The organism is Flavobacterium sp. WC2509 (genome assembly GCF_052683105.1).
In genome coordinates, this window is record NZ_JBQZFG010000001.1 from 1,711,377 (window position 1) to 1,736,115 (window position 24,739).

At 33.9% G+C, this 24,739-nt stretch carries 20 protein-coding genes; 1 reads left to right on the forward strand and 19 read right to left on the reverse strand.

The window, feature by feature from the left end; genetic code table 11:
• Positions 1 to 70: 70 nt before the first annotated feature.
• Positions 71 to 1,216, reverse strand: coding sequence for a pyridoxal phosphate-dependent aminotransferase (locus tag ACUN3A_RS07130; RefSeq protein ID WP_445550617.1), 1,146 nt, complete (start codon positions 1,214 to 1,216; stop codon positions 71 to 73).
• A gap of 92 nt (positions 1,217 to 1,308) precedes the next feature.
• Positions 1,309 to 2,136, reverse strand: coding sequence for a prephenate dehydratase (locus ACUN3A_RS07135; protein ID WP_445550618.1), 828 nt, complete (start codon positions 2,134 to 2,136; stop codon positions 1,309 to 1,311).
• 641 nt (positions 2,137 to 2,777) lie between these two features.
• Between ACUN3A_RS07135 and gldA the strand changes: the two genes are divergently transcribed.
• Entirely contained in the window at positions 2,778 to 3,674 is an 897-nt protein-coding gene (gene gldA / locus ACUN3A_RS07140) for a gliding motility-associated ABC transporter ATP-binding subunit GldA (RefSeq protein ID WP_445550619.1), read from the forward strand.
• 81 nt (positions 3,675 to 3,755) lie between these two features.
• Here gldA and ACUN3A_RS07145 read toward each other — a convergent pair whose 3' ends face one another.
• The 17 genes from ACUN3A_RS07145 to ACUN3A_RS07225 all read right to left on the reverse strand — a co-directional run bounded on the left by ACUN3A_RS07145 (position 3,756) and on the right by ACUN3A_RS07225 (position 24,738).
• Positions 3,756 to 6,821, reverse strand: coding sequence for a T9SS type B sorting domain-containing protein (locus tag ACUN3A_RS07145; protein WP_445550620.1), 3,066 nt, complete (start codon positions 6,819 to 6,821; stop codon positions 3,756 to 3,758).
• Between the two features lie 238 nt (positions 6,822 to 7,059).
• Positions 7,060 to 8,013 (reverse strand): methylenetetrahydrofolate reductase [NAD(P)H], encoded by a 954-nt coding sequence (metF, locus tag ACUN3A_RS07150; RefSeq protein WP_445550621.1) that lies wholly within the window; start codon positions 8,011 to 8,013, stop codon positions 7,060 to 7,062.
• Positions 8,014 to 8,093: 80 nt separating this feature from the next.
• Positions 8,094 to 10,769: a methionine synthase gene (gene metH, locus ACUN3A_RS07155; protein WP_445550622.1), complete on the reverse strand. Its 2,676-nt coding sequence runs from the start codon at positions 10,767 to 10,769 to the stop codon at positions 8,094 to 8,096.
• Positions 10,770 to 11,184: 415 nt separating this feature from the next.
• A complete protein-coding gene (locus ACUN3A_RS07160; protein ID WP_445550623.1) occupies positions 11,185 to 11,703 on the reverse strand; it encodes a hypothetical protein in 519 nt (172 codons plus the stop codon).
• Between the two features lie 89 nt (positions 11,704 to 11,792).
• Entirely contained in the window at positions 11,793 to 12,794 is a 1,002-nt protein-coding gene (locus ACUN3A_RS07165; protein ID WP_445550624.1) for a homocysteine S-methyltransferase family protein, read from the reverse strand.
• A gap of 201 nt (positions 12,795 to 12,995) precedes the next feature.
• On the reverse strand, positions 12,996 to 14,048 hold the full coding sequence (locus ACUN3A_RS07170) for an NAD(P)/FAD-dependent oxidoreductase (RefSeq protein WP_445550625.1): 1,053 nt from the start codon (positions 14,046 to 14,048) through the stop codon (positions 12,996 to 12,998).
• 99 nt (positions 14,049 to 14,147) lie between these two features.
• Entirely contained in the window at positions 14,148 to 14,732 is a 585-nt protein-coding gene (locus ACUN3A_RS07175) for a precorrin-2 dehydrogenase/sirohydrochlorin ferrochelatase family protein (protein WP_445550626.1), read from the reverse strand.
• Positions 14,732 to 15,508: a uroporphyrinogen-III C-methyltransferase gene (gene cobA / locus ACUN3A_RS07180; RefSeq protein ID WP_445550627.1), complete on the reverse strand. Its 777-nt coding sequence runs from the start codon at positions 15,506 to 15,508 to the stop codon at positions 14,732 to 14,734. The genes ACUN3A_RS07175 and cobA overlap by 1 nt, the downstream gene beginning before the upstream one ends.
• A complete protein-coding gene (locus ACUN3A_RS07185; protein WP_445550628.1) occupies positions 15,501 to 17,591 on the reverse strand; it encodes a nitrite reductase in 2,091 nt (696 codons plus the stop codon). The genes cobA and ACUN3A_RS07185 overlap by 8 nt, the downstream gene beginning before the upstream one ends.
• Positions 17,592 to 17,665: 74 nt before the next feature.
• Positions 17,666 to 18,910 carry a sulfate adenylyltransferase subunit 1 gene (locus ACUN3A_RS07190; RefSeq protein ID WP_445550629.1) on the reverse strand — a complete coding sequence of 415 codons (1,245 nt, stop codon included), beginning with the start codon at positions 18,908 to 18,910 and terminating at the stop codon, positions 17,666 to 17,668.
• 163 nt (positions 18,911 to 19,073) lie between these two features.
• A complete protein-coding gene (gene cysD, locus ACUN3A_RS07195; RefSeq protein ID WP_445550630.1) occupies positions 19,074 to 19,973 on the reverse strand; it encodes a sulfate adenylyltransferase subunit CysD in 900 nt (299 codons plus the stop codon).
• A gap of 128 nt (positions 19,974 to 20,101) precedes the next feature.
• Positions 20,102 to 20,803: a phosphoadenylyl-sulfate reductase gene (locus ACUN3A_RS07200; RefSeq protein WP_445550631.1), complete on the reverse strand. Its 702-nt coding sequence runs from the start codon at positions 20,801 to 20,803 to the stop codon at positions 20,102 to 20,104.
• A 291-nt stretch (positions 20,804 to 21,094) separates the two neighbouring features.
• Entirely contained in the window at positions 21,095 to 21,505 is a 411-nt protein-coding gene (locus tag ACUN3A_RS07205; protein WP_445550632.1) for an RrF2 family transcriptional regulator, read from the reverse strand.
• A gap of 97 nt (positions 21,506 to 21,602) precedes the next feature.
• Positions 21,603 to 22,121: an alpha/beta hydrolase gene (locus ACUN3A_RS07210; protein WP_445550633.1), complete on the reverse strand. Its 519-nt coding sequence runs from the start codon at positions 22,119 to 22,121 to the stop codon at positions 21,603 to 21,605.
• A gap of 115 nt (positions 22,122 to 22,236) precedes the next feature.
• A complete protein-coding gene (locus ACUN3A_RS07215; RefSeq protein WP_445550634.1) occupies positions 22,237 to 23,409 on the reverse strand; it encodes a trans-sulfuration enzyme family protein in 1,173 nt (390 codons plus the stop codon).
• A 66-nt stretch (positions 23,410 to 23,475) separates the two neighbouring features.
• Positions 23,476 to 23,910, reverse strand: a complete 435-nt coding sequence (locus ACUN3A_RS07220) for an OsmC family protein (protein WP_445550635.1) — start codon at positions 23,908 to 23,910, stop codon at positions 23,476 to 23,478.
• 12 nt (positions 23,911 to 23,922) lie between these two features.
• Positions 23,923 to 24,738 carry a hypothetical protein gene (locus ACUN3A_RS07225; protein ID WP_445550636.1) on the reverse strand — a complete coding sequence of 272 codons (816 nt, stop codon included), beginning with the start codon at positions 24,736 to 24,738 and terminating at the stop codon, positions 23,923 to 23,925.
• Position 24,739 lies beyond the last annotated feature (1 nt).

Sequence of the window (24,739 nt, forward strand, 5' to 3'; positions counted from 1 at the left end):
ATTTAAAGTTGGTGGTTATTTGTTGTTGGTTGCTGGTTCGAACTATCAACCAACAACTATCAACTATTAACTAAAATCTACTAATTGCTTCTTCTATTTTTTCTTCTTTCACGCAAAGTGCAAATCGAATATACCCTTCTCCGTTACTTCCGAAAATAGTTCCTGGTGTGATAAAAATAGATTTCTCAATTAAAATTTTATCGATAAAATCCTCCGAAGATTCGATTCCTGCTGGTAATTTTGCCCAAACAAATAAACCTACTCCTTCTTTATATACTTCACAACCTAGTTTTTCTGCTAATTGTTCTGTCAAAATTCTTCTTTTGCGATAGATTTTATTCATATCTTCAAACCAGGATTTATCGCTATTTAAAGCCGCAACAGCCCCTTTCTGAATTCCGAAAAACATGCCGCTATCCATGTTGCTTTTTACTTTAAGAACTGCATCAATAAGTGTTGCGCTTCCCAAAACCATTCCTACTCTCCATCCCGCCATATTGAAGGTTTTGCTCAACGAATTCAATTCTAACGCAACATCTTTGGCTCCTTCCACCTGCAACAAACTCATTGGATTGTCATTCAAAACAAAACTATACGGATTGTCGTTTACCAACAATATGTTATGTTTTTTAGCAAAAGCTATTAATTTTGCAAACAATTCTAAACTTCCTCTTGCTCCTGTTGGCATGTGCGGATAACCCAACCACATCAACTTTACTTTCGATAAGTTTAATTTTTCCAAAGCTTCAAAATCAGGTTCCCAATTATTAGCTTCTTTCAAATCGTAATAAACAGGCACTGCTCCAACTAGATTTGTAACCGAAGTATACGTTGGATACCCTGGATTTGGAATCAAAACCTCATCTCCTTCATTCAAAAAAGCCAATGAAATATGCATAATCCCTTCTTTCGAACCCATCAATGGTAAAATCTCTGTATTCGAATTCAAAGCAACACCATAATTATTTTGATAAAAATCAGCCATTCCTTTTCTCAATTCTGGCAGACCTTGATAACTTTGATATTGATGTGCATTTTCGTCTTGCATTGCATTTACAACAGCATCAATAACCGCTTGTGATGGTTTTAAATCTGGACTTCCAATTCCCATATTGATAATTGGCTTTCCTTCTGAGGCTAATTGTCTCACTTCTCTCAATTTTGATGAGAAGTAATATTCTTCAACTACATTTAAACGATTTGCTAGTGTAATCATGATTTTATATTTTTTTGCTTTAGGCTTTAAGCCGTAAGCTTTATGCTTTCTTTTTTAACTTTTCACCTTTGACTTTCGACTTTCAGACTAAGTTAAGGTTTTGTGTTTTTGTATTCTCCTAAAATTTTAAAATACTCCGCCATAATTTCTAATAATGATTTTGCTTTGGCAAAATCTTCGTACTTCTCAAAAGTCACATCTACGAAAAACGAATATTTCCAAGGCGTTTCAATTTTTGGTAATGACTGAATTTTAGTCAAATTCAATTTGCAATCACTCATTACATTCAAAACAGCTGCCAAACTTCCGCGTTTGTGATCCAATTCAAATTTTATCGAAGCTCTGTTTATTTCGCTCTCTGGTACAAAATGATTCTCTCTATTGATAATCACAAAACGAGTCATATTATTGTTTATCGTTTGGATTTCGGGAGCCAGAATTTCTAAATCATACATTTCCGAAGCTGTTTTACTAGCGATAGCTGCAATTCCTTTTAGCTGTTTTTCGTGTATTCTTCTAGCTGTTTCGGCAGTATCTTTGTCTTCTACCAATTTTATGTTTGGGTATTTTTTCAAAAACTCCATACATTGCAACAATGCCATTGGATGCGAATGCACTTCCTGAATATCTTCTATTTTCTGACCTTTCAAAGCCATTAAATTTTGATGAATATTTAAATAATGCTCTCCTATTATGTGCAAATTATTTTTATCAATTAATGCGTAATTCGGAATAATTGGTCCTGCTATAGAATTTTCAATTGCCATAACCGCCTGATCTGATTTTCCAGATAACAAACTAGACACCAATTCCTCAAAAGACATGCATTCGTCAACACTTACTTTACTATCATAATATTCCTTAACCACTTGATGATGGAAAGATCCTTTAATTCCTTGTATTGCAATTTTCGTTCTCATTGGGTCAAAAAAAAATCCTGATTTTCATCAGGATTGTATATTAGTTTTATTTGTTTTTTAAGCTTTCAAATAACCATAGCACAATCCCTTACTTCCTAAAGAAGAAATAAAAAGAGTTGCTAAAATAAAAACGGTTATTAGACATTGTATTGTTTGTGTTTCAAATATTTGATGCAAATGTATAACTTATTTTGCGTCGCCCAAAATAAAAATAATATTTTGTATAACAAAAGAAGACTTCTTTGTTAAAATGGATTTACAATTACTATTTCATAAAAAAGGAGCCTTTTGAACGGTTAAAATTATTGATTTCAAAACAAAAAAAGGAATTTTGAATTTCATCTTTAATCAAAAGCACTTGTTTTTCATCTTTTATCCATAAATATTGATTAAAAAATGGTTTTTGAATTGCTTTAAAGGTGATTGTGACTGCGTGAGGGATAGAAATAAGCTACCAAAGTAGCATGGATAGCCCGACAGCCTCCCACTATAAGGGCGAATAACCGCAAAGTGAAATAGCCCTTATAGTGGGAGGGTGGCACGCCCAAATGATTTTTAGAGTCATTAATCAAAACATAAATTTTTTGTGATTCATAACGAACTAGCTATTTTCTATTTACTTTTGCATCAAATAAAGTTTTATGTCAATAGAAGTAAAAAACGTTTCGAAGAGTTATGGTGCTCAAAAAGCATTGAACAATATTTCTTTTTCTGTCAAAAAAGGAGAGATTGTTGGTTTTCTAGGTCCGAATGGTGCTGGAAAATCGACGTTGATGAAAATTTTGACGACATACATCAATGCCGATTCGGGTGTTGCGCTTGTGAATGACTTTGATGTAAACAGTCAGGAAAAATCAGTTCAGCTTTCTATTGGTTATTTGCCGGAACACAATCCGTTATATTTGGATTTGTATGTTAGAGAATATCTGGCTTTTAACGCTGATGTATATAAGGTAGCGAAATCAAGAATTGAAGAAGTGATTCAGTTGACGGGTTTGCAAAGCGAAAGTCATAAAAAAATAGGACAACTATCTAAAGGGTATCGCCAGCGTGTGGGATTGGCTAATGCTTTATTGCATAATCCCGATGTTTTGATTTTGGACGAACCAACTACAGGTTTAGATCCAAACCAATTGGTTGAAATTAGAAACGTGATTAAAAATGTTGGAAAAGACAAAACGGTTTTTCTTTCGACACACATCATGCAGGAAGTAGAAGCGATTTGTGACCGTGTTATTATTATTGACAAAGGACAAATCGTTGCCGATAAAAAATTAGACAACTTAATTTCTGCGAATAAAGAACAAGTAATCGAGGTAGAATTTGACAAAAAAGTGGAAGAGGAACTTATTGCTCAGATTCCACATTTGAAATCGTTCAAAAACAATCAGGGGAATTCTTGGGAGCTAATTTTTGTTTCTGACAAAGATATGCGTTCTACTGTTTTTGATTTTGCTTATGATAATGGTTTGAAAACTTTACAACTTAACCAAAAAAATAAAAATTTGGAAGCTGTGTTTAGAGAGATTACGAAGTAAGGTTGCAGGTTGCAGATTTTAGTCTGCAGATTGCAAAAAAAACAAGCTCGTTTAAAATGGATTTAAACGAGCTTGTTTTTTTTATCTTTTCATTGCAAAATGACCTTTATACACTTTCCCATTCGCCCGAGTTACAACAAACCAATAATCAGTAGAGGGTAATTCATGTCCATTGTAAGTACCATCCCAGGATGAAGTTGCATTTAATTCTTTAATGAATTTACCATATCGATCAAATATTTTGACCATGAGTTCGGGTTCTGATGCTGAAAATTTTACGGCCCAGCTATCATTATACCCATCTCCATTGGGTGTAAAAAACTTTGGATAATTCAAAATATAAACTTCCTGACTTGAAATTCCACAACCATTTTTATCTCGAACATAAACCGTGTAATCGCCACTTATTAATCCCGAAAAAGTATTACTGTCCTGATAAGTAATTCCATCTAACGAATACTCATAATTCCCTACACTTGAAGCAGAAAAATAGATTGAAATTACATTTTCAGTATCGGTCCAATCTTTTATTTCGGTTGAAATAACAGCAACATTCGACAATACTACCGAAAAGTTTTTGGTTGTTGAACAAACTGTACTTCCATGATTTTGAGTTACCGTTACCGAATAACTTCCAACATTTGAAACCGTTATTGAAGGTGTCGTTTCTAAAGTTGACCATAAATAACTATCAAAGCCTGAACCTGCATTAATGACAATATTATGATTTTCGCAAACAGGGATACTACTTGGAACCGAAAGAACAGGCTCGCTCACCAGCGTCAAACTCAGTTTACCCACTTGATAACATTTATCATTAGAATCAATTCTAACATAAATTATAGAAGTACCCAACATTATATTATAGTTAGTTGGCGCAGTAATTTGTTCGGCTACAGTTTGATTTTCCGCACTAGACAATGATGTAAAATAAGTAAAAGTACAACTACTGCACATTGCTATTTTCGAATTATAGGTTGTTAAATCTACTAGTTCTGAACCGTCGCTTTTATCATCACAGATAAAATCTGCATTATCATTTACAAGTAAACTTGGGGTGACTATAAATACCGAAACTGCTAATCTGTTTACACTCTCACAACCATTTACCGTTTGAGTAGCATAATAAGTCACTCCATTTACTAGAGCTGTTGTAATTGGCAAAATCGTTCCTCCTGTTACACTATCATACCAAATAACAGCTTTACCTGTACCCTCCAAATTCCCTATTGTTGGTTTTTGTGTAGTGCAAAAATTTTGTATTGCATCTCCTGTTGGAACTGGAGTATTTTGAATATTTATAACAACTGGAATACGCAAACTTTCGCAAGCTGTTACACTTTGCGATGCATAATAGGTTTTACTTTGTAACACAGTTGTAGTAGCTAGCAGATTTCCATTGGTACTTACATCATACCATTTAACATTTGTACCAGATACAGCAATATCATTGATTGTTGCATTTTGTTGGATACAAAAAATTTGTGGTGTTGTAGTGACTGGAAGCGGTTCGGTATTAATAAAAGCTTTGATTTCAGAAGTATTTGCTACGAAAGAAACACAACCGATTGAATTTTTTATTAAAACTTGATAAGTTCCCAGAACCATGTTTGTTTTACTATTGCTTGTTCCCCAACTTTGACCCCCATCAAAACTATAAGACACTGCATTATCTAAAACGGTTATGGCACCAGTATTTATAAAACAATCTGGTTGTGTAATATTTACTATTGGTGTTGGCGGATATCCTGGCGGAATAATAATTGTTGCGATAATTGGCGTGGTTTCACACAAAGTACTATTTCTAGTTTTGACCGAATAATTCCCAGGATAGAGTCCTGTTTTTACATTACTTGTCTGCCAACTTAAACCATTATCAAAACTATATTCAGCATCCAAACTTGTTACTGTAACCGTACCATATGGACTATTACAAATGACAGGCTGAATAATACTTATTGTTGGTGTCGCTGTAGAAACAGCTATTAAATTAATATGCGCGTTAACTGGAGCCGAAACGCAACTGAAACTTTTAGCTGTAACCTTATAATCGCCACCCGCCAAGCCCGAAAAAACCATAGACGATTGATAATTAACACCATCTATACTATACAAAAGTCCTGCTGGAGATGTCACTGTAATAGTTCCCGAAGGCACATCACAATCCGGTTGTGTGGTTTGTACTGTTGGTGATATTGGCCCTGATTTTACATTAATAGTAATTTCGTTAGAAAAAACACGACAATTATTAGAGTTAATATTCGAGCTATCAGCAGTTGCCAAACGGTATTTATAAGTTCCTACTACACCAGAGACAAACGTATAAGTAGCCGCATTTGCACCCGAAATATCTGTCCAAGAAATTCCTCCATCAGTACTATTTTGCCATTGATAACCTACTGTTGTATAGGCAGAAGATGAAACAATTCCGTTAAGTGTAATTGATTTTGATTCATTTTCACATACTTCTAAATTAGTTACCGACTCGTTTACAATTGCCGAAGTAACCGTTGGTCCGCAGGCTCTGAAAGTAATATCATCCAAAGCGATATCATTACCTGGAGCTGCTCCTGCTTTATTATTTCGCATCCGAATTACTACCGTAGAAACTCCTGATGGTGTGGTAAAAAAGAATCCATATTGTTTCCATGTTGCGCTACTTGATAATCCAATATTTCCTGTATTATAGGTCCCCAAAATAGTCCCGCCAGTATCTTCAATTGTAAAAGTAATATTAGGTGGGCTATTGTCTTGACTTCTTAAAAGATTCATAATCCAAGCGGCAAACTCATAAGTCGTACCTGCACACAAACCCGAAACGGTGTTTTTATAAAAATAATCGGTGGTCGAAAAACTGGCATTCACCACCATCATATAGCCTCCTCCTGTATGGTCTGTTGTAGTCCACCAGGTTCCTGCAGTATTTGTAGTTTTTTCAACTGTATAAGAACCATCGCTTGGAAAATCAGCCGAGGTATAAGTATAACTCGTAATTCCAGTTCCCAAAGCCGATCCATGTGTCGATGATCCTGAACCAAAATCTAACTTGACAACAGGATCTCCCAAACTACCTGTGCATAATTGGGCATGTCCTTTCGAAAAGAAAAAGACGCTTACTACCAGTAAAATAAGATGTTTAAAATTCAAAATCGGGGTGCTTTAATGAAGTAAAACTACCCTATAATAAAATGTTCTTCAAAAATCTTATACCAGTTAGCAATATTAATCGATGGAAATTAGATACTTGTCGATTAAAAAATATACTATCTGTTTTAAATAGTTTTAATGTGAAAAATAAAAACATCTCTTCATCAGATAAAACCTGTTTACATAAAAAAACCAGCCTTTTAAAAGCTGGTTTTCATATAAAATAAAGTGAGTATTTCTAAAAAATATGACTCGCTATTTGGTGAATATTATCGGATTTTCCCATTGAATAATAATGCACGCAAGGCACACCAAATTCAATTAATTCTTTGGATTGCTGAATGGCAAATTCTACTCCAATCTGACGAACAGCTGCATTGTCTTTGGCTTGTTCGATAGAATGAATTAAATCTTGTGGCATATCCAGCCAAAAAACCTGAGGCAATAATTGCAAATGACGTTTCACTGCGACAGGCTTGATTCCTGGTATAATTGGTACTGTAATTCCGATAGCACGAGCCGCTTCAACAAACTTGAAATAGCGTTGATTATCAAAGAACATTTGGGTTACGATATAATCGGCACCGGCATCTACTTTTTCTTTAAGTCTTTTCAAATCGGCTTCCAAACTTGGTGCTTCAATATGTTTTTCAGGATAACCTGCCACACCCACGCAAAAATCAGGTGCGTTTTGCATTGGTAAAGTATCGTGCAAAAACTGACCGTTATTCATCGCCTTAATTTGTTTTACCAAATCAACTGCATAATTATTTCCTCCTTTTGTAGGTTCAAAATACTTCTCGCCTTTCATTGGGTCACCACGTAATGCTACCAAATTTTCGATTCCTAAATACTGGCAATCTACTAATAAATATTCTGTTTCTTCTTTGGTAAATCCACCACACAAAACGTGAGGAATAGCATCTACTCCATACTTATGTTGAATAGAAGCACAAATACCCACTGTTCCCGGGCGCATACGAGTAATGCGACGATCAAAAAGCCCATCTTTTTCTATATACACGTATTCTTCTCTCGAAGTGGTTACATCTATAAAAGGCGGCTTGAACTCCATCAAAGGATCTATATTTACGTATAAATCATTGATATTACTTCCCTTTTGTGGCGGGACAATTTCAAAAGAGAACAATGGTTTTCCTTTTGCCTCTTCTATATGCTGTGTTACTTTCATTATTATGTCTTAAAGTTTGAAAGTCGAAGGTCGAAAGTCACGCTCTTTGAGACTTTATGACTTTTGACTTTCTGACTAATCTAATCTGCTATATTTGGATTCAACCATTTCATTGCCATATCTGTTGAAATACTTCTACGTTTGGCGTAATCAATAACCTGATCTTCTTTTATTTTTCCAAGTCCGAAATATTTACTTTTTGGATTTCCAAAGTAATAACCCGAAACTGAAGAAGCCGGCCACATTGCCATACTCTCAGTCAAAGTTACTCCGATTGCTGCCTCAACATTTAATAATTTCCAAATCGTTGGTTTTTCTAAATGGTCAGGACAAGCTGGATAACCCGGTGCCGGACGAATACCTATATAATCTTCTTTAATCAATTCTGCGTTTGACAAAGATTCATCCGAATCATATCCCCAAAATTCTTTACGCACTTTTTCGTGTAAATATTCGGCAAATGCTTCTGCAAGACGATCTGCCAAAGCTTTCACCATAATCGAATTGTAATCATCTAAATTATCACGGTATTCATCAGCCCATTCATCCACACCAAAACCGGTAGTTACACAAAATGCTCCCATATAATCCACTACACCATTATCCTTTGGCGTAATAAAATCGGCCAAAGCTATATTTGGAGCACCTTTAGTTTTTTGTGATTGCTGACGTAAGGTCAAAAATGTCTGCAATGGTTTTCCGTTTTCGTCTGTCAATTCAATATCATCATCGTTGATTTGATTCGCAGGGAAAATTCCGAAGATTCCTTTAGCTTCTAATTTCTTTTCTTTTAAAATTACAGCTAACATCGCTTGCGCATCAGCAAAAACTGAAGTCGCTTGTTCACCAACCACTTCATCCGTCAAAATTGCAGGATATTTTCCGTGCAATTCCCAAGTTTGAAAAAACGGCGTCCAATCTATATATGGAACCAAAACATCCAAATCCACTTCAATGGTTTGCGCTCCAATTACATTTGGTTTCACAGGAGTAAAATTTGCCCAATCCAATGGCAATTTATTTTTACGAGCATCTTCAATCGATAAGAAATTTTTATCTCTCGAACGATTCAAAAACGTTTCTCTAAAAGCATCGTATTCTTCACGAATACCATTCATATACGTTTCCTTATTCTGGTCTAATAAATTTCCAGCCACGGTCACTGCTCTCGAAGCATCATTAACATGAATCGCAGTAGCACGATATTGTGGCGCAATTTTCACGGCAGTATGCGCACGAGAAGTTGTTGCACCTCCAATCATTACTGGAATTTTCATTCCTCTTTTATCTAATTCTTTGGCCAGGTACACCATTTCGTCCAATGACGGAGTGATTAATCCGCTAAGACCAATAATATCTACATCGTGCTCAATAGCTGCTGCAATAATCTTTTCAGGAGGAACCATTACACCAAGGTCAATGATTTCATAATTATTACAAGCCAGCACAACCGAAACAATATTTTTACCAATATCGTGAACATCCCCTTTTACGGTTGCCATCAATATTTTTCCATTTCCTTCTTTATCACCAACCTGTTTGGCAGCTTCTATATAAGGTAGCAAATAAGCAACGGCTTTTTTCATTACACGTGCCGATTTCACCACCTGTGGCAAAAACATTTTTCCAGAACCAAATAAATCTCCAACGACATTCATTCCCGTCATCAAGTTGATTTCGATTACTTCAATAGGTTTTGTAGCTGCTAATCTTGCCTCTTCAACATCAATTTCTATAAAAGCATCTACTCCTTTTACCAAAGAGTGTGTTATTCTTTCCTGAACCGTTCCCAAACGCCATTCCTGAATTTCTTTTTCAGTGCTTTTTGGACCACCTTTTACATTCTCGGCAAAATCCAATAAACGTTCCGTAGCATCATCACGACGATTCAAAATTACATCTTCAACGTGTTCTAATAAATCTTTTGGAATTTCGTCATAAATGGAAAGCATTTCTGGGTTTACAATTCCCATCGTCATTCCATCTTTGATAGCATGGTACAAGAAAACCGAGTGCATCGCCTCTCTCACTGTATCATTTCCTCTAAACGAAAACGAAACGTTACTCACACCTCCACTAATATGTGCGTGGGGTAAATTTTCACGAACCCATTTTGTTCCTTTAAAGAAATCAATAGCATTCAGGCGGTGTTCTTCCATACCTGTTGCTACTGGAAATATATTCAAATCGAAAATAATATCCTGCGGTGGAAAACCCACTTTATTCACTAAAATATCATACGAACGCTGACAAATTTCTACTCTACGCTCAAAATTATCAGCTTGTCCTACTTCGTCAAAAGCCATAATAATAGCTGCTGCACCGTAGCGTTTTATCAATTGGGCGTGATGAATAAATTGCTCTTCTCCTTCTTTCAACGAAATCGAGTTTACCACACTTTTTCCCTGAACCACTTTCAAACCGGCCTCAATGATATGCCATTTCGAGCTATCAATCATAATCGGCACACGAGCAATATCTGGTTCGGCTGCAATTAAGTTTAGGAATTTCACCATCGCATATTCGCCATCCAGCATTCCCTCATCCATATTAATATCGATGATTTGCGCCCCACCTTCTACCTGCTCTTTGGCAATACTTAATGCTTCATCGTATTTTTCTTCCTTGATTAATCGAAGAAATTTTCTAGAACCCGTAACATTCGTTCTTTCCCCAATGTTTACAAATACGCTTTCCGGCGTAATGATTAAGGGTTCTAATCCCGATAATACCAAGTTTCTTCTTGCTTCTGCCATTTTTTTTATTTTGAGTTACTTAACTTTCTAAGATTATTAGTCATTAAGTTAAATTCTATTCTTCTTATTTTGGGCGTGACCACAAGGGTCGGGCTATTCGTTTCAAGTCCTCGTCCAATTCCGTTATCACTCCATTGGTCTGTGGGCTTTCCACTACTATCCCTCACGCGGATATTGCTCTATTCAATGCTATTCTGTTTTCAATAAAAACGATTCCCTTTTCATAATTTCAAAGGAAAAATTCCATAGCTAAAATATGTATCGTTCCTATGGAACTCCTTTTCAATCCAGCCTGTCATTCCGAGGAACGAGGAATCTCATCAGGTAATATTCGTAATGTGATTCCTCGTTCCTCGGAATGACAAAACTAGACTACATTCATTTTTCGGACATGAATTCCAATCGTGTTATCAAGTTATTCATAATGAAAATCTGATACTGGTAATTCTATTATCTCTTTCTTTTTATATAAAACATCCCAAATCATTTTATACAAATTCAAAAAAGGTTTTGCTTTTTTATCATTTGAATCATTTGTATAACCACGATTATAAATTACTGTTTTATTCTTTCCATTTACATAAACAACTATACTCTCTGAAAAATTTGGATCAGTTTTATAAATAACTCCTTTTGGTTGGAACTTAACGGGCATTTTGAAAAAATTGCTTTTCATAATAAATGAATATATCTTTTCTTTTTCACCCTTTGTTAATTCCACTTTTATTGTTTTTTCTTCTTCTAAATATAACCGATAAAAACTATTATATTTAGAATTATAACTATCATTAGCACCACTATTAATTACAAAACTAAAATCATTTGGAACTGAATACTTTTCATTTTTTTGCAATATAAGCGAAGATTTTTCATCTCTAAAACTTAACAAACTAAAAATGGCAAACACAATTATTATTGTCTTTAATTTTTTCATTTCTCTATTATAAAAATTAGACAATATATCGACTAATTAAACAAACGTATGTTAAGATATTAAGACGCAATAAATCGTGTCTCTACAATTTACATCACCGCCGTCGAAACTCTAGGTTTATACTCGCTAGCTGCTTCAGCAATTAAACGAATATGATCTGGAGTTGTTCCGCAACAACCGCCTATAATATTTACTAAATTATCTTCTAAATATTCACGAATCAAAGCTTGTGTTTGTTCTGGTGTTTCATCGTATTCTCCAAAGGCATTTGGCAATCCAGCATTTGGATGTGCCGAAATATTGAATGAAGTATTATGTGATAAAGTCTGCAAATATGGTTTTAATAAATCTGCTCCCAAAGCACAATTGAACCCAACACTCAACAACGGAATATGCGAAACCGAAATCAGGAAAGCTTCTACCGTTTGCCCTGAAAGTGTTCTTCCAGATGCATCCGTAATTGTTCCCGAAACCATAATAGGCACATCGATATTTCTTTCGTCTTTTACTTCTTCAATAGCAAAAAGTGCTGCTTTGGCATTTAAGGTATCAAAAATGGTTTCTACCAATAATATATCACTTCCCCCATCTAGCAACGCTTCTACTTGCTGTTTGTAGGCAATTCGCAAATCATCAAAAGTTACTGCTCTGTATCCTGGATCATTTACGTCTGGCGACATACTTGCTGTTCTGTTTGTCGGCCCTATTGAACCAGCAACAAAACGAGGTTTGTCTGGATTTTTGGCTGTAAATTCATCGGCTACTTTGCGGGCAATTTTTGCCGACTCGTAGTTCAATTCATAAACCAAATCTTCCATATGGTAATCAGCCATACCAATAGTTGTTCCTGAGAATGTATTGGTTTCTACAATATCTGCACCTGCTTCGTAATAAGCAGCATGAACAGCAGCAATAGCTTGGGGTTGCGTAAGCGACAATAAATCGTTATTCCCTTTTAGAGAATGTGGAAAATCTTTGAAACGTTCTCCTCTAAAATCTTCTTCAGAGAAATTGTAACGTTGCAACATCGTTCCCATTGCTCCATCGAGTACAAGGATTCTTTCTTTGATTGCTTCTTGAATTGTTGACATAAAACTTATTTTTTTACCGCAAAGACGCTAAAACGCAATGCTATATTTTTAGATGCGATGCTTCGCATTACTATATTTTACAAAAGACGTAATGTATTACGCCTCTAATGAATTTATTAAAATTTTGGAACTGCAAAGTAAAGCAATAGCCTTACCACTTGCAAGTAGTAAGGCTATTTATAATTTGAACAAAAAGCTGTTTTATACGATCGCTTTCACTACTGCTTTTGGAGCTTCTTTACGAGTTCCGTCGAATCCATCAACACCAGAAACTGTGGTGTATTTCATCACATATTTTTTACCTGGATTGATAATTTGGTAAGCTGATTGACACATCATTGTAGCTTCGTGGAATCCACAAAGAATCAATTTTAGTTTTCCTGGGTATGTGTTTACGTCTCCGATTGCAAAAATACCTGGGATATTCGTTTGATAATCCAAAGCATTGTTCACTTTGATTGCATTTTTTTCTATTTCTAATCCCCAGTCAGCGATTGGACCTAATTTTGGTGTAAGACCAAAAAGTGGAATAAAATAATCCGTTGGAATGTTCATGTGAGCTCCGTCGATTTCTACATCTACAGATTCTAAATGCTCTGCTCCGTTTAAACCAACTACTTCTCCTGGAGTAATCATTTTGATTTTTCCAGAATTTTTTAATTCCTGTACTTTTTCAACTGAATCCAAAGCTCCTCTAAATTCATTTCTACGGTGAATCAAAGTTACCTCAGAAGCAACATTCGACAAGAAAATACTCCAGTCTAAAGCTGAATCTCCTCCTCCAGAAATCACAACTCTTTTGTCTCTGAATTTCTCTGGATTCTTGATGAAATATTTAATTCCTTTATCTTCGTAAAATTCGATATCTTCTATTAATGGTTTTCTTGGTTCGAAACTTCCTAAACCACCTGCAATTGCAATAACTGGTGCATGAAATCTCTTTCCTTTATTTGAAGTTACTATAAAGCTACCGTCTTCTTGTTTTTCGATAGTTTCTGCACGCTCTCCAAGAGTAAATCCTGGTTCAAACTGCTTGATTTGCTCCATTAATCCATCAACCAAATCTCCAGCTAATACTTCTGGAAATCCAGGAATATCATAAATTGGTTTTTTAGGATACAACTCAGACAATTGTCCACCTGGTTGTGGTAATGCATCTAAAATATGACATTTTAGTTTTAACAATCCTGCTTCGAAAACAGTAAATAGACCTGTCGGTCCGGCTCCAATTATAAGTATATCAGTTTTAACCATTTCTATATTTTATTTATAATCATTCTTAATAATTACAAAGAAACGAAAAAATAATTTTAATCTCAATGATTTTTATCATTCATTTCTCTGACAAATTTTTTACTCTTTATTTTTTAATGAATCTGTAATTTCATTCATTCTTTGCACTTTTTCTTCAAAATTGCCTTTTAAACTTTTTCTGTATTCATTGAGGTTTTCAACCATTTTATTGATATCCTCTGGAATTACTTCTTCGAAAAACTCCCGAAGCCTTTTGGCTGTCGTTGGTGATTTTCCATTTGTCGAAATAGCAATTTTCACATTTCCTTTGGTTACAATTCCACCCAAATAATAATCACATAATGGTGGCGTGTCGGCAATGTTACAAATCAAATATCTTTTTCGAGCCAAATCATATACTCTCTTATTAACTTCCAAATCATCAGTACAAGCGATAACCATGTGACGTTTTTTCAACATTTTTTTCTTGAACTTCGCTTGCGTCAATTTAACCGAAGGATGTTTTTCGACTAATGCTTCCAATTCCGGCAAGAACTTTGTAGCAATAACCTCAACATTGGCGTTAGGACTGGATTTCAACATAAAAGATAACTTTTCTAACCCAACATTTCCACCACCTACAATAAGTACATTGATGTTATGGAGTTTTAAAAAAATTGGATATAATTCGTTTCTTTCTTCCATTATAATTTTATTTCAGCAGATACAAATTCTTCGTAAAACCCTTTTAATTTATTACTTTCTTTTACAACTTCACCGATAACGATGATTGCTGGTGAGCTTAATTTGTTCTGAGCTACTACTGCTTCAATCGTATCAATCGTACTGACTCCAATTTTTTCATTTAGAGTTGTTCCATTTTGAATAATAGCAATCGGAGTTTCTCCTTTTGATTCTTTTTGAAATAATGAAACAATTTGTGATAGTTTACTCATTCCCATCAAAATTACAACTGTCGCTGATGATTGTGCGGCAAGAGTAATATCATTAGACAAATTTCTATCAGAAGTGGTTCCAGTAATTACCCAAAAACTTTCTGAAGTTCCTCTTTTAGTCAATGAAATTCCCAAATTAGCAGGAACTGCAATCGCCGAAGAAATTCCAGGCACTACAGCTGTAGGAATTCCAAAACTTTCTGCATATTCAATTTCTTCACTTCCTCTTCCAAAAATAAAAGGATCACCACCTTTTAATCTCACCACATGACCATACGTAAGCGCATTATCAACAATCAATTGATTAATTTGATCTTGTGTATAGGCATGATTTCCTATTCTTTTTCCAACAAAAATCTTAATCGATTCTTGTGGAGCATAGGCTAATATTTCATCATTTGCCAAAGCATCATACAACACCACATTCGCTTTAGCAAGTGCTTTTACAGCTTTTAGCGTAAGCAGATCTGGATCACCAGGTCCTGCACCTACTAAAGTTACTTGGGGTTGAATGGTATTAAGCATCAGCTAAATCTTTGGCTCTGTAAACTTCAATTTTGTCAAAAAAGTTAATTCCTTCTTGAATGTATTGTTTTGCGAAAGCTTCAGAAGGCTCATTTTTATTGATTTGGTAAACCAATTCAGCAAAAGTAGAATCCAATTGAATTTTATTAGTTGCAACAAAAACAGTATCAAATAAATCAATAATTCCTGAGTGTGTATTTGTTTTTTCGTTTTCAGATAACAATAAAGCTTTCGCTCCATTTACAAATCCTGCGTATGCTTGGTAAATAGAATCAGACCATTTTCCATCTGCGAAAGATTCTTGAGCAACTGTTAATTTATCTTTAGCTTCGAATAATAATGTAGCTACTAAATCAATCACAACACCAGCACATTCTCCAACTCCAACTGCTTTTACGTAGTTATCGGCATTACCCCAATCTACGAAATCGGCATCGGTTAAATTCGTTACATCCGCTAATGGTTTCAAAAATTCGTAGAAATATTTCTCTCCTTTAGCATCGTAATAATTCAAGAATGATTGTCCGTTTCCGTTTGCATCAAAATCATTTAAGATATAACGCAACGCATCAGGTCCTCTTCTACTTGGAATTTTGATTACTTTATCAGAAAAACGTCCTTCACCATTTCCTAATCTTCCTCCTCCTAACAAAACCTGTAACGCTGGCGCTACTAATTTTCCTGAGTTGATAGACATTCCTTGGAAACCAATTGCAGACATATTATGTTGTCCACAAGCATTCATACAACCACTGATTTTGATTTCAATTTCTGTGTTGTTATGATATTGTGGATATTCAGCTTTGATTACTCTTTCTAATTCGTCTGCAATACCTGTACTGCTTGCAATACCTAAATTACAAGTATCAGTTCCTGGACAAGCTGTGATATCTCCAATCGTATCATATCCTAAACTAACCATTTCTAATTTAGCTAATTCTTGGTAAAAGAAAGGTAAATTTTCTTCTTTAATATTACGGATAACGATGTTTTGTCTTAATGAAAAACGCAATTCGTTAGCTCCATAATTTTTAATCAAATCGGCTAATAATCTTGCTTTGTCTGTGTAGAAATCTCCTAAAAGTACTTTTACACCAATTGCAACATATCCTGCTTGTTTTTGTGCAATTACATTTGATTTTTTCCAAGCTTCAAAAGCTTCAACATCATCAATTGTTACTGATGGTACTGCTAATAAAGACTCTGTAATTGGTCCTTCAAATGCAGTTGTATCTATTTCGTAAGAGTGAAAAGGCAATGCTTTTTTCTCTTCTTCTACTAAACGTAAAAATTCATCACGACCTAGGTCTTTGATTAAGAATTTCATACGTGCTTTCAAACGTTTTGCTCTTTCTCCGTGACGGTCAAAAACTCTGATTATACCTTCAGCAGTTGGAATAATTTGGTTTACTGGTACGAATTCTGAAAGCAATTCAGCGTGACTTGGTTGAGAACCCAAACCTCCTGCAAACATTATTTTGAATCCTTTTTCGCCATTTACAATTTTTGGAATAAATCCTAAATCGTGTAAATAACTCAAAGCCGTATCTTTATCAGATGATGAGAATGAAATTTTGAACTTACGTCCCATTTCCTGACAGATTGGGTTACGCAATAAATATTGGAACAAACCATGTGCATAAGGCGTCACATCAAATGGTTCCTCAACATCTACACCGGCTAATTCACTTCCTGTAATATTACGAACTGTGTTTCCACAAGCTTCACGCAACGTAATATCATCTTTAGCTAAATCTGCCCAAAGTTCAGGAGTTCTGTCTAAACTTACATAGTGAATTTGAATATCCTGACGTGTTGTAATGTGCAAACGTCCTGTAGAATATTTATCAGACACTTCAGTGATTCTTCTCAATTGCTCGCTGGTCACTTTACCATAAGGTAATTTAATACGAATCATCTGCACACCTTCCTGACGCTGACCGTAAATTCCACGTGCTAAACGAAGACTACGAAAACGTTCGTCATCAATTTGTCCGCCACGGAATAAATGAATCTTTTTTTCTAAATCGATAATCTCTTTTTGAACTATCGGGTTTTCTATTTCTGTTCTAAAACTTTCCATATTTTTTTTAGTTGTTGGTTGTTGGTTGATGGTTGTTGGTAGCGTACTATCAACTAAAAACCATCAACCATCAACTATTTTATAAATCCAACTCCTGCTGTTGTATTAGTAGCTGCATCTATTAAGATAAAAGCCCCATTTGATTTGTTGTCATTATAGGCATCAAAATAAATGGCTTTGCTTAATTTAATAGTAACTTCTCCAATTTCATTAATAGCTAATTGTGAAGCTGGCGTAGTTCCAGAGTAATCAGTTGCAATTACATTTTTCACGCTATCAATTTTTGCCAAAACTCTATTAGTATTGTGCTGTACAAAATATTTAGCACCTGCTACTAATTTTTTACTGTCCATCCAACAAACAGTTGTTGTAATATCTTTTTCTACTTTAGGAAGTTCACCTGATTTTACAATCATATCTCCTCTAGTCACATTAATATCATTTTCTAATTCAATTGTAACTGAAGAACCAACGCTCGCCTCGTCAAATTGTTGATCAAAAAAGTGAATATTAGTCACTGTAGATTCTGTCAAAGAAGGAAGAACTGTTACAGCATCTCCAACTTTAATATTGTTACCATATAATTTCCCAGCATATCCTCTAAAATCGTGGTATTCTTCCGTTTTTGGACGAATTACGGTTTGTACTGGAAAACGAGCCTGTCCATTATCATAAATATCTTTTGGCTCTAAACCTTCTAAATGTTGAAGGATAGTTTGTCCAGTGTACCAAGGCATTTTCCCTAATGTTTCTACCACATTATCTCCTGTTAATGCACTTAACGGAATGTAACTTACGTTTTGTTCTTTGTAAGCACTTTTTGCATTTAAAGCTTGAAAATCAGCTTTGATTTTTTCGTAAACTTCTTCAGAATAATCAACCAAATCCATTTTGTTTACCGCAACAATCACATCTTTTACTCTCAATAAATTATTGATAAAAAAGTGACGGTACGTTTGCTCAATAACTCCTTTACGAGCATCAATCAAAATGATAGATACCTGTGAAGTCGAAGCTCCTGTAACCATGTTACGAGTATATTCTACGTGACCTGGAGTATCGGCAATAATGTAACTTTTTTTCGCAGTTGAAAAATAAATATGAGCAACATCAATTGTAATTCCTTGTTCTCTTTCAGCAACTAATCCGTCAGTAGCTAACGAAAAATCTAAATAATCGTATCCTTTTTGCTTACTGCTTTTTTCTATTGCTTCTAATTTATCTGTAGTCAATGATTGTGTATCATACAATAATCTTCCGATTAAAGTACTTTTTCCGTCATCTACACTTCCTGCTGTTGCTATTTTTAAAACTTCCATTCTTTTTATTTTAGTTGATGGTTGTTAGTTGATGGTTGTTGGAGTTAAACTACTCCATTTAGTTCATCACCTAACAACAAATAATTATTAGATTTAGTTGTTGAATTTTAAAGATGGTAATTGATGATATCTAAACTATCAACCAAAAACCATCAACCATCAACTAAAAGTATCCTTGTTGTTTTCTTTTCTCCATCGCTGCTTCAGAACGTTTATCATCGATTCTGGCACCTCTTTCTGAAATTGTAGATTGTCTAATTTCACCAACAACTTCGGCGATTGTTGCAGCATAAGAATCTACTGCAGCAGTACAACTCATATCTCCAACAGTTCTAAAACGAACAATTCTTTCTTCGATTTCTTCATCTTCTTCTTGGTAAACAAAAGGAGAATGTGACCAAATCATACCATCTCTTAAAAATACTTTACGTTTGTGTGAAAAGTAAATAGAAGGAATTTCGATTTGCTCTTGTTCGATATAACTCCAAACATCTAATTCAGTCCAGTTTGAAATTGGGAAAACACGAACGTTTTGACCATTTTCAATTTTACCGTTTAATAAATCAAATAATTCTGGACGTTGGTTTTTTTCATCCCATTGACCAAAATCATCACGAACAGAAAAAATACGTTCTTTCGCTCTTGCTTTTTCTTCATCACGACGCGCTCCACCAATACAAGCATCAAATTTAAATTCTTCGATAGCATCTAAAAGTGTAGTCGTTTGTAAACTGTTTCTACTTGAATATTTTCCAGATTCTTCAACAACTTTACCTGAATCGATAGCGTCTTGAACATTTCTAACGATTAATTCTAATCCTAATTCAGCAACTAATTTATCTCTAAATTCGATAGTTTCTGGAAAGTTATGTCCTGTGTCCACGTGTAACAATGGAAAAGGAATTTTTGCTGGAAAAAAGGCTTTTTGTGCCAAACGTACCAATGTAATTGAATCTTTTCCACCAGAGAAAAGCAAAACAGGCTTGTCAAATTGAGAAATTACTTCTCTGAATATGTAAATTGCTTCGCTTTCTAAAGCATTTGTTTTTAATACTGAACTCATTATTTATTTGTTGATTTGTTGATTCGTTTTTTGTTGATTCGTTCCTTTAAGTCGTTGATTTATCTCAACTATTAAACTATTTCCCGATTAAACAATTAAACAAATAACCGATTAAACTTTTTAAATTTTTATTTTTGGTGTAAACCACATTCTTTATGGCTCGATTCCCATGACCATCTTCCTGCTCTAATATCTTCGCCAGGAGCAATTGCTCTAGTACAAGGTGCACAACCAATACTCACAAACCCTTTTTTATGCAAAGCGTTTTGTGGTACATTATTATCATCAATATATTTTTGAACTTCTTCTAAACTCCATCTTAACAATGGATTGAATTTTATGATATCAAAATTGGCATCATATTCAAACAGCGCTAAATCATTTCTGTTTTCAGATTGCTCTGCTCTTAATCCTGTAATCCAAATTTCATTTCCTTTTAAGGCTTTTGTCAAAGGTACTACTTTACGGATAAAACAACATTCTTTTCTGTTTTCAACTGACTCGTAAAAACTATTTGGTCCTTTTTGCTTTAATAAATTTTCTACTGAAGCAGCTTCCGGAAAATAAACCTCAATATGTTTTTTATATTTTTTCAAGGTTTTATGAAAAACATCATACGTTTCTTGAAACAATCTTCCCGTATCCAATGTAAAAATGGTAATTGGCAAATCATTTTTAGCAATCAAAGCAGTAATAACCTGGTCTTCCTGCCCAAATGAAGTAGAAAACACCACTTTCCCTTTATATTCATTAGCTAAAAAAGCCAAAGTTTCATCAATGGATAAATCTTTGGTTTTATCTAACAAAGTCTGTACTATCGACACATTCATTTCTTTTCTTTTTAATTTAAAATCTATTACCCTATCGGCTTAGTAGATTACTTTGCAAAAGTACTACTTATTTCTAAATAACAAAATAAAAATTTGGAATTTTTACTCTAAAAAACAACTAAATCTCAAGCATCTAAAAAAGATTCTTACAAAAAACAAATAACTCAAAAATTTTATTCAAATATACAACTAACTAAAAAACAGAATATTAAAATAATTATAAAAAACTATATCGTTTAAAAAACTTAACAAATAGCTCTTACCATGTTATTTTTGATTTGATATAAAAGGTTAAAAAGCTATATCTGCCAATGTGTTGCTTTCAAGAATTTTTAATGTATTATCTCTAACCTGAGTCATTAATCGACGAGCTGCACAAGTAGTTTCATCATCGCAATCATCGCATTTTTCGTAAAAATTATGACTAGCGCAGGGAAGCAATGCAATTGGCCCTTCGAGAATGCGATATACTTTGGCCATACTGATATCTTTTGGTTCTTTTATCAAGTAATAACCACCGCCTTTTCCTTTTTTGGCTCCCAAAAAACCTGAATTTCGAAGTAACAACAGAATGCTTTCCAGAAACTTAATCGAAATATGTTCACTCTGAGCAATTTCAGAAATAGCAACAGGCTCGTTATTCTCACGTCTGGCCAAAAATGTCAAAGCTTTAATTCCGTATTTTGTTTTCTTTGAAAGCATTATTATTTAAGATTGCGGATTAGCGATTGAAGATTTTTGATTTTTATTTGTTTACGAAACTACAAACTTTATCCTTTTATTACCAAATTGTATGGAACTATTTTAAAATTTCAATACAAATTGAATTTGAAAATTCTTTTTCGGTATAAAAATGGTGCTCTTTATTTTTCAAAATTTCAAAATTTATTGAATAATTTTCAAACCAATTTTCATTTGGGGCATTGTTGTCATTCTCTCCAAAATACAGTTTGATTTCACAGTTTGGAACTTCGTTTTCAAAGCGTAATCTTGTTGATGAAACTGCAAACAAACTTCTAACTTTCAACCCTTTTAAAGTCGCTTTCCAAGCAATTGTTCCGCCAATACTGAAGGCTAAAATGTAGATTGGATTCTTTTCTTTTTTCAAAAGATTCTCTACCGCTTTTTCTATTCCGCTATTAATAAATTGATTGTGAAGATTTTCTTCACTATAATTTGTTTTATCAATTTCACCCAATTCACAGCAATCATAATATTGAATTTCGAATTTATCTTTTAATAATTCATAATCAGAAACCCAACCCGATTTTTCTTTTCCCCACAAATCCGATAAAATGATAAGTCTTGGTTTCTTCATATGATCAAAAAATTTTGAAATAAATCTCAAAAAACAAATGATGATTAACGATTTTTGAAAGCAATACAAATCTGCAATCTCAAATCGTTAATCATCATTCTAAAATCTATTATCTTTAAGAAAGCGCCTGCTCTAAATCAGCAATAACATCTTTTACATTTTCTAAACCAACAGAAACTCGCACTAAACCTTCGGTAATACCAACTGCTAATTTTTCTTCAGCAGATAATTTACTATGAGTTGTAGAAGCTGGATGAGTTACGATACTTTTTACATCACCAATATTTGCCGATAGCGAACATAATCTGATTTTATCTAAAAATCTTCTTCCTCCATCAATTCCTCCTTTAATTTCGAACGCAATAATATTACCACCTAAAAGCATTTGCTTTTTAGCAACTTCATATTTTGGATGTGATTTCAAGAAAGGGTATTTCACACTATTTACATTTGGATGACTTTCTAAAAACTCAGCAACTTTTAATGCATTTTCGCAATGTCTATCAACGCGAACTGCTAAAGTCTCTAAACTTTTAGACAAAACCCAAGCATTAAATGGCGACATTGCTGGACCTGTATTTCTCGAGAATAAGTAAATTTTACGAATCAAATCAGCATCTCCAACAGCAACTCCTCCTAAAACTCGTCCTTGACCATCCATCAACTTTGTTGCCGAATGCACCACTATATTTGCACCATATTTAATAGGCTGCTGAACATAAGGTGTTGCAAAACAATTATCTACAATTAAAATCAAGTTATGTTTTTTAGCAATAACTCCCAATAATTCCAAATCAATTACATCAACACCTGGATTTGTTGGTGTTTCTACGTATAGAATTTTTGTATTTGGCTTGATAAAACTTTCAATCGTTTCAGGTTTATTAATGTCAAAATAACTAGTTTCAATATTCCATTTTGGGAAATATGTCATAAAAAGCGCATGAGTAGAACCAAAAACACTACCTGCTGACACAATATGATCGCCCGATTCTAACAATGCTGCAAAAGTAGAATAGATTGCTGCCATTCCAGTTGCAAAAGCATAACCTGCCTCGGCACCTTCCATAGCACAAACCTTATCAACAAATTCAGTTGTATTTGGATTGCTAAAACGGCTATAAATATTACGCACTTTTTCTTCTGTAAAAGAAGCTCTCATGTCCTCAGCATCATCAAATACAAAACTTGAAGACAAATACAAAGGCGTAGAATGCTCTTGAAATTGTGATTTTTCTAAATGATTACGTATTGCTTGAGTTTCAAACCCAAATTCTTGTTCGTCCATTTTTTTAGCTTTTTGCTATTTCCTTTTAGTTTTCTACTAATCGATAATAGCTAGTTATAATTTTATTTAAATTTTTGCCAATTCAACTCCATTCAAAACAACTTTGTAATGAATCGTTGCAGTTGGCTCTACTGTTTTTGAAACTGAACAGTATTTATCGAAAGACAATTGTGCTGCTTTTGCCGCTTTGTCTTCTTTAATATTTCCTTCCAAAGAAAAAACTACGTAAATATCTTTGAATGGTTTTGCTTCTCCTACTTGTACACGCTCGCCTTCTACCTCAGCCTTAAAAGAAGTGATTTCCTGACGCTGTTTCTTTAGAATCGAAATCATATCAATACCGCTACAACCTGCAACACCCATCAATACTAATTCCATTGGGCTTGGTCCATTATCATTTCCTCCAAATTCAGGTCTTGCATCAACATTCACAATGTGACCACGTTCGTTTTTTAATTCGAAATGGAAATTTTCGTTTACTCTGTTAAGTGTTATTTTCATTTTTTTATTTTTTTACATATATATTGGTTGAATTGGTTTGACACCACAATCCTGTCTATATACTTTAAATTTAAATTTTTGCTCTTTGTAATCATAATTAATTCCATAAATTCTATATGAATTACTATCGTAGTAATACCCGAAACTATAATTTTTCAAATCTTTTTTTATATCCTTATAGTTTTTTTCAAATCTTACTTTAACAGAATCTTCATTCTCTATGGGAACATCTGTAACTCCATATCCTTTTTTACAGATTTCTAGATTTCTGTTCGAATCATTAATAGGTTGCAAATGTAAAACAGATTCAAACAATTCCATAGTAACATTTATTGCTATGTTTTCTTTTTCAAATTTACTCCCTTCCTCTAATAAAGAAATTGCATAATTATATTCTTTCTCAAAAGTTCTGCTTGGCTGGTTAACATTATAAACTGATTTCTCATTTGTAAATTGCCAATAACCTCTCCACATATTATCAAAAAATGGAATAGCAACACATTTATTATTTTTATTAATAAAAACAATAATTTGATTAGGTTTTTTTACAGACCTATACCTATTATACTTATCCTGTGAATATAGTTGAATTTGAACTTTTGTTTTTGCAGCAATAACAGTCCTTATAAGCTTAAACTCTCTATCTTTTACATTTTTATCGTCAATTAATTGCGGAAATTTAACTACCAAATCACTAATTGCTTTTTTGGGATTTGGTTCATCAATCTTCTTATAACTAATTGTTTGCTTTGACTTTGGTTTATTATCATTACAACTATAAATCAAAAAAACAAGAATAACTAAAAATAAACATTTGACGGCTTTCATA

What these genes read in the sequence shown, in the direction of transcription:
- ACUN3A_RS07175 (WP_445550626.1), bottom strand. Translation starts at nt 14,732, where the DNA reads ATGGAAGAAAGAAACGAATTATATCCAATTTTTTTAAAACTCCATAAC.
- metF (WP_445550621.1), bottom strand. Translation starts at nt 8,013, where the DNA reads ATGAAAGTAACACAGCATATAGAAGAGGCAAAAGGAAAACCATTGTTC.
- ACUN3A_RS07190 (WP_445550629.1), bottom strand. Translation starts at nt 18,910, where the DNA reads ATGGAAGTTTTAAAAATAGCAACAGCAGGAAGTGTAGATGACGGAAAA.
- ACUN3A_RS07205 (WP_445550632.1), bottom strand. Translation starts at nt 21,505, where the DNA reads ATGCTTTCAAAGAAAACAAAATACGGAATTAAAGCTTTGACATTTTTG.
- ACUN3A_RS07200 (WP_445550631.1), bottom strand. Translation starts at nt 20,803, where the DNA reads ATGAATGTGTCGATAGTACAGACTTTGTTAGATAAAACCAAAGATTTA.
- ACUN3A_RS07220 (WP_445550635.1), bottom strand. Translation starts at nt 23,910, where the DNA reads ATGAAAATAACACTTAACAGAGTAAACGAAAATTTCCATTTCGAATTA.
- ACUN3A_RS07130 (WP_445550617.1), bottom strand. Translation starts at nt 1,216, where the DNA reads ATGATTACACTAGCAAATCGTTTAAATGTAGTTGAAGAATATTACTTC.
- ACUN3A_RS07170 (WP_445550625.1), bottom strand. Translation starts at nt 14,048, where the DNA reads ATGGTTAAAACTGATATACTTATAATTGGAGCCGGACCGACAGGTCTA.
- gldA (WP_445550619.1), top strand. Translation starts at nt 2,778, where the DNA reads ATGTCAATAGAAGTAAAAAACGTTTCGAAGAGTTATGGTGCTCAAAAA.
- ACUN3A_RS07160 (WP_445550623.1), bottom strand. Translation starts at nt 11,703, where the DNA reads ATGAAAAAATTAAAGACAATAATAATTGTGTTTGCCATTTTTAGTTTG.
- ACUN3A_RS07185 (WP_445550628.1), bottom strand. Translation starts at nt 17,591, where the DNA reads ATGGAAAGTTTTAGAACAGAAATAGAAAACCCGATAGTTCAAAAAGAG.
- ACUN3A_RS07225 (WP_445550636.1), bottom strand. Translation starts at nt 24,738, where the DNA reads ATGAAAGCCGTCAAATGTTTATTTTTAGTTATTCTTGTTTTTTTGATT.
- cobA (WP_445550627.1), bottom strand. Translation starts at nt 15,508, where the DNA reads ATGCTTAATACCATTCAACCCCAAGTAACTTTAGTAGGTGCAGGACCT.
- ACUN3A_RS07210 (WP_445550633.1), bottom strand. Translation starts at nt 22,121, where the DNA reads ATGAAGAAACCAAGACTTATCATTTTATCGGATTTGTGGGGAAAAGAA.
- cysD (WP_445550630.1), bottom strand. Translation starts at nt 19,973, where the DNA reads ATGAGTTCAGTATTAAAAACAAATGCTTTAGAAAGCGAAGCAATTTAC.
- ACUN3A_RS07135 (WP_445550618.1), bottom strand. Translation starts at nt 2,136, where the DNA reads ATGAGAACGAAAATTGCAATACAAGGAATTAAAGGATCTTTCCATCAT.
- ACUN3A_RS07165 (WP_445550624.1), bottom strand. Translation starts at nt 12,794, where the DNA reads ATGTCAACAATTCAAGAAGCAATCAAAGAAAGAATCCTTGTACTCGAT.
- metH (WP_445550622.1), bottom strand. Translation starts at nt 10,769, where the DNA reads ATGGCAGAAGCAAGAAGAAACTTGGTATTATCGGGATTAGAACCCTTA.
- ACUN3A_RS07215 (WP_445550634.1), bottom strand. Translation starts at nt 23,409, where the DNA reads ATGGACGAACAAGAATTTGGGTTTGAAACTCAAGCAATACGTAATCAT.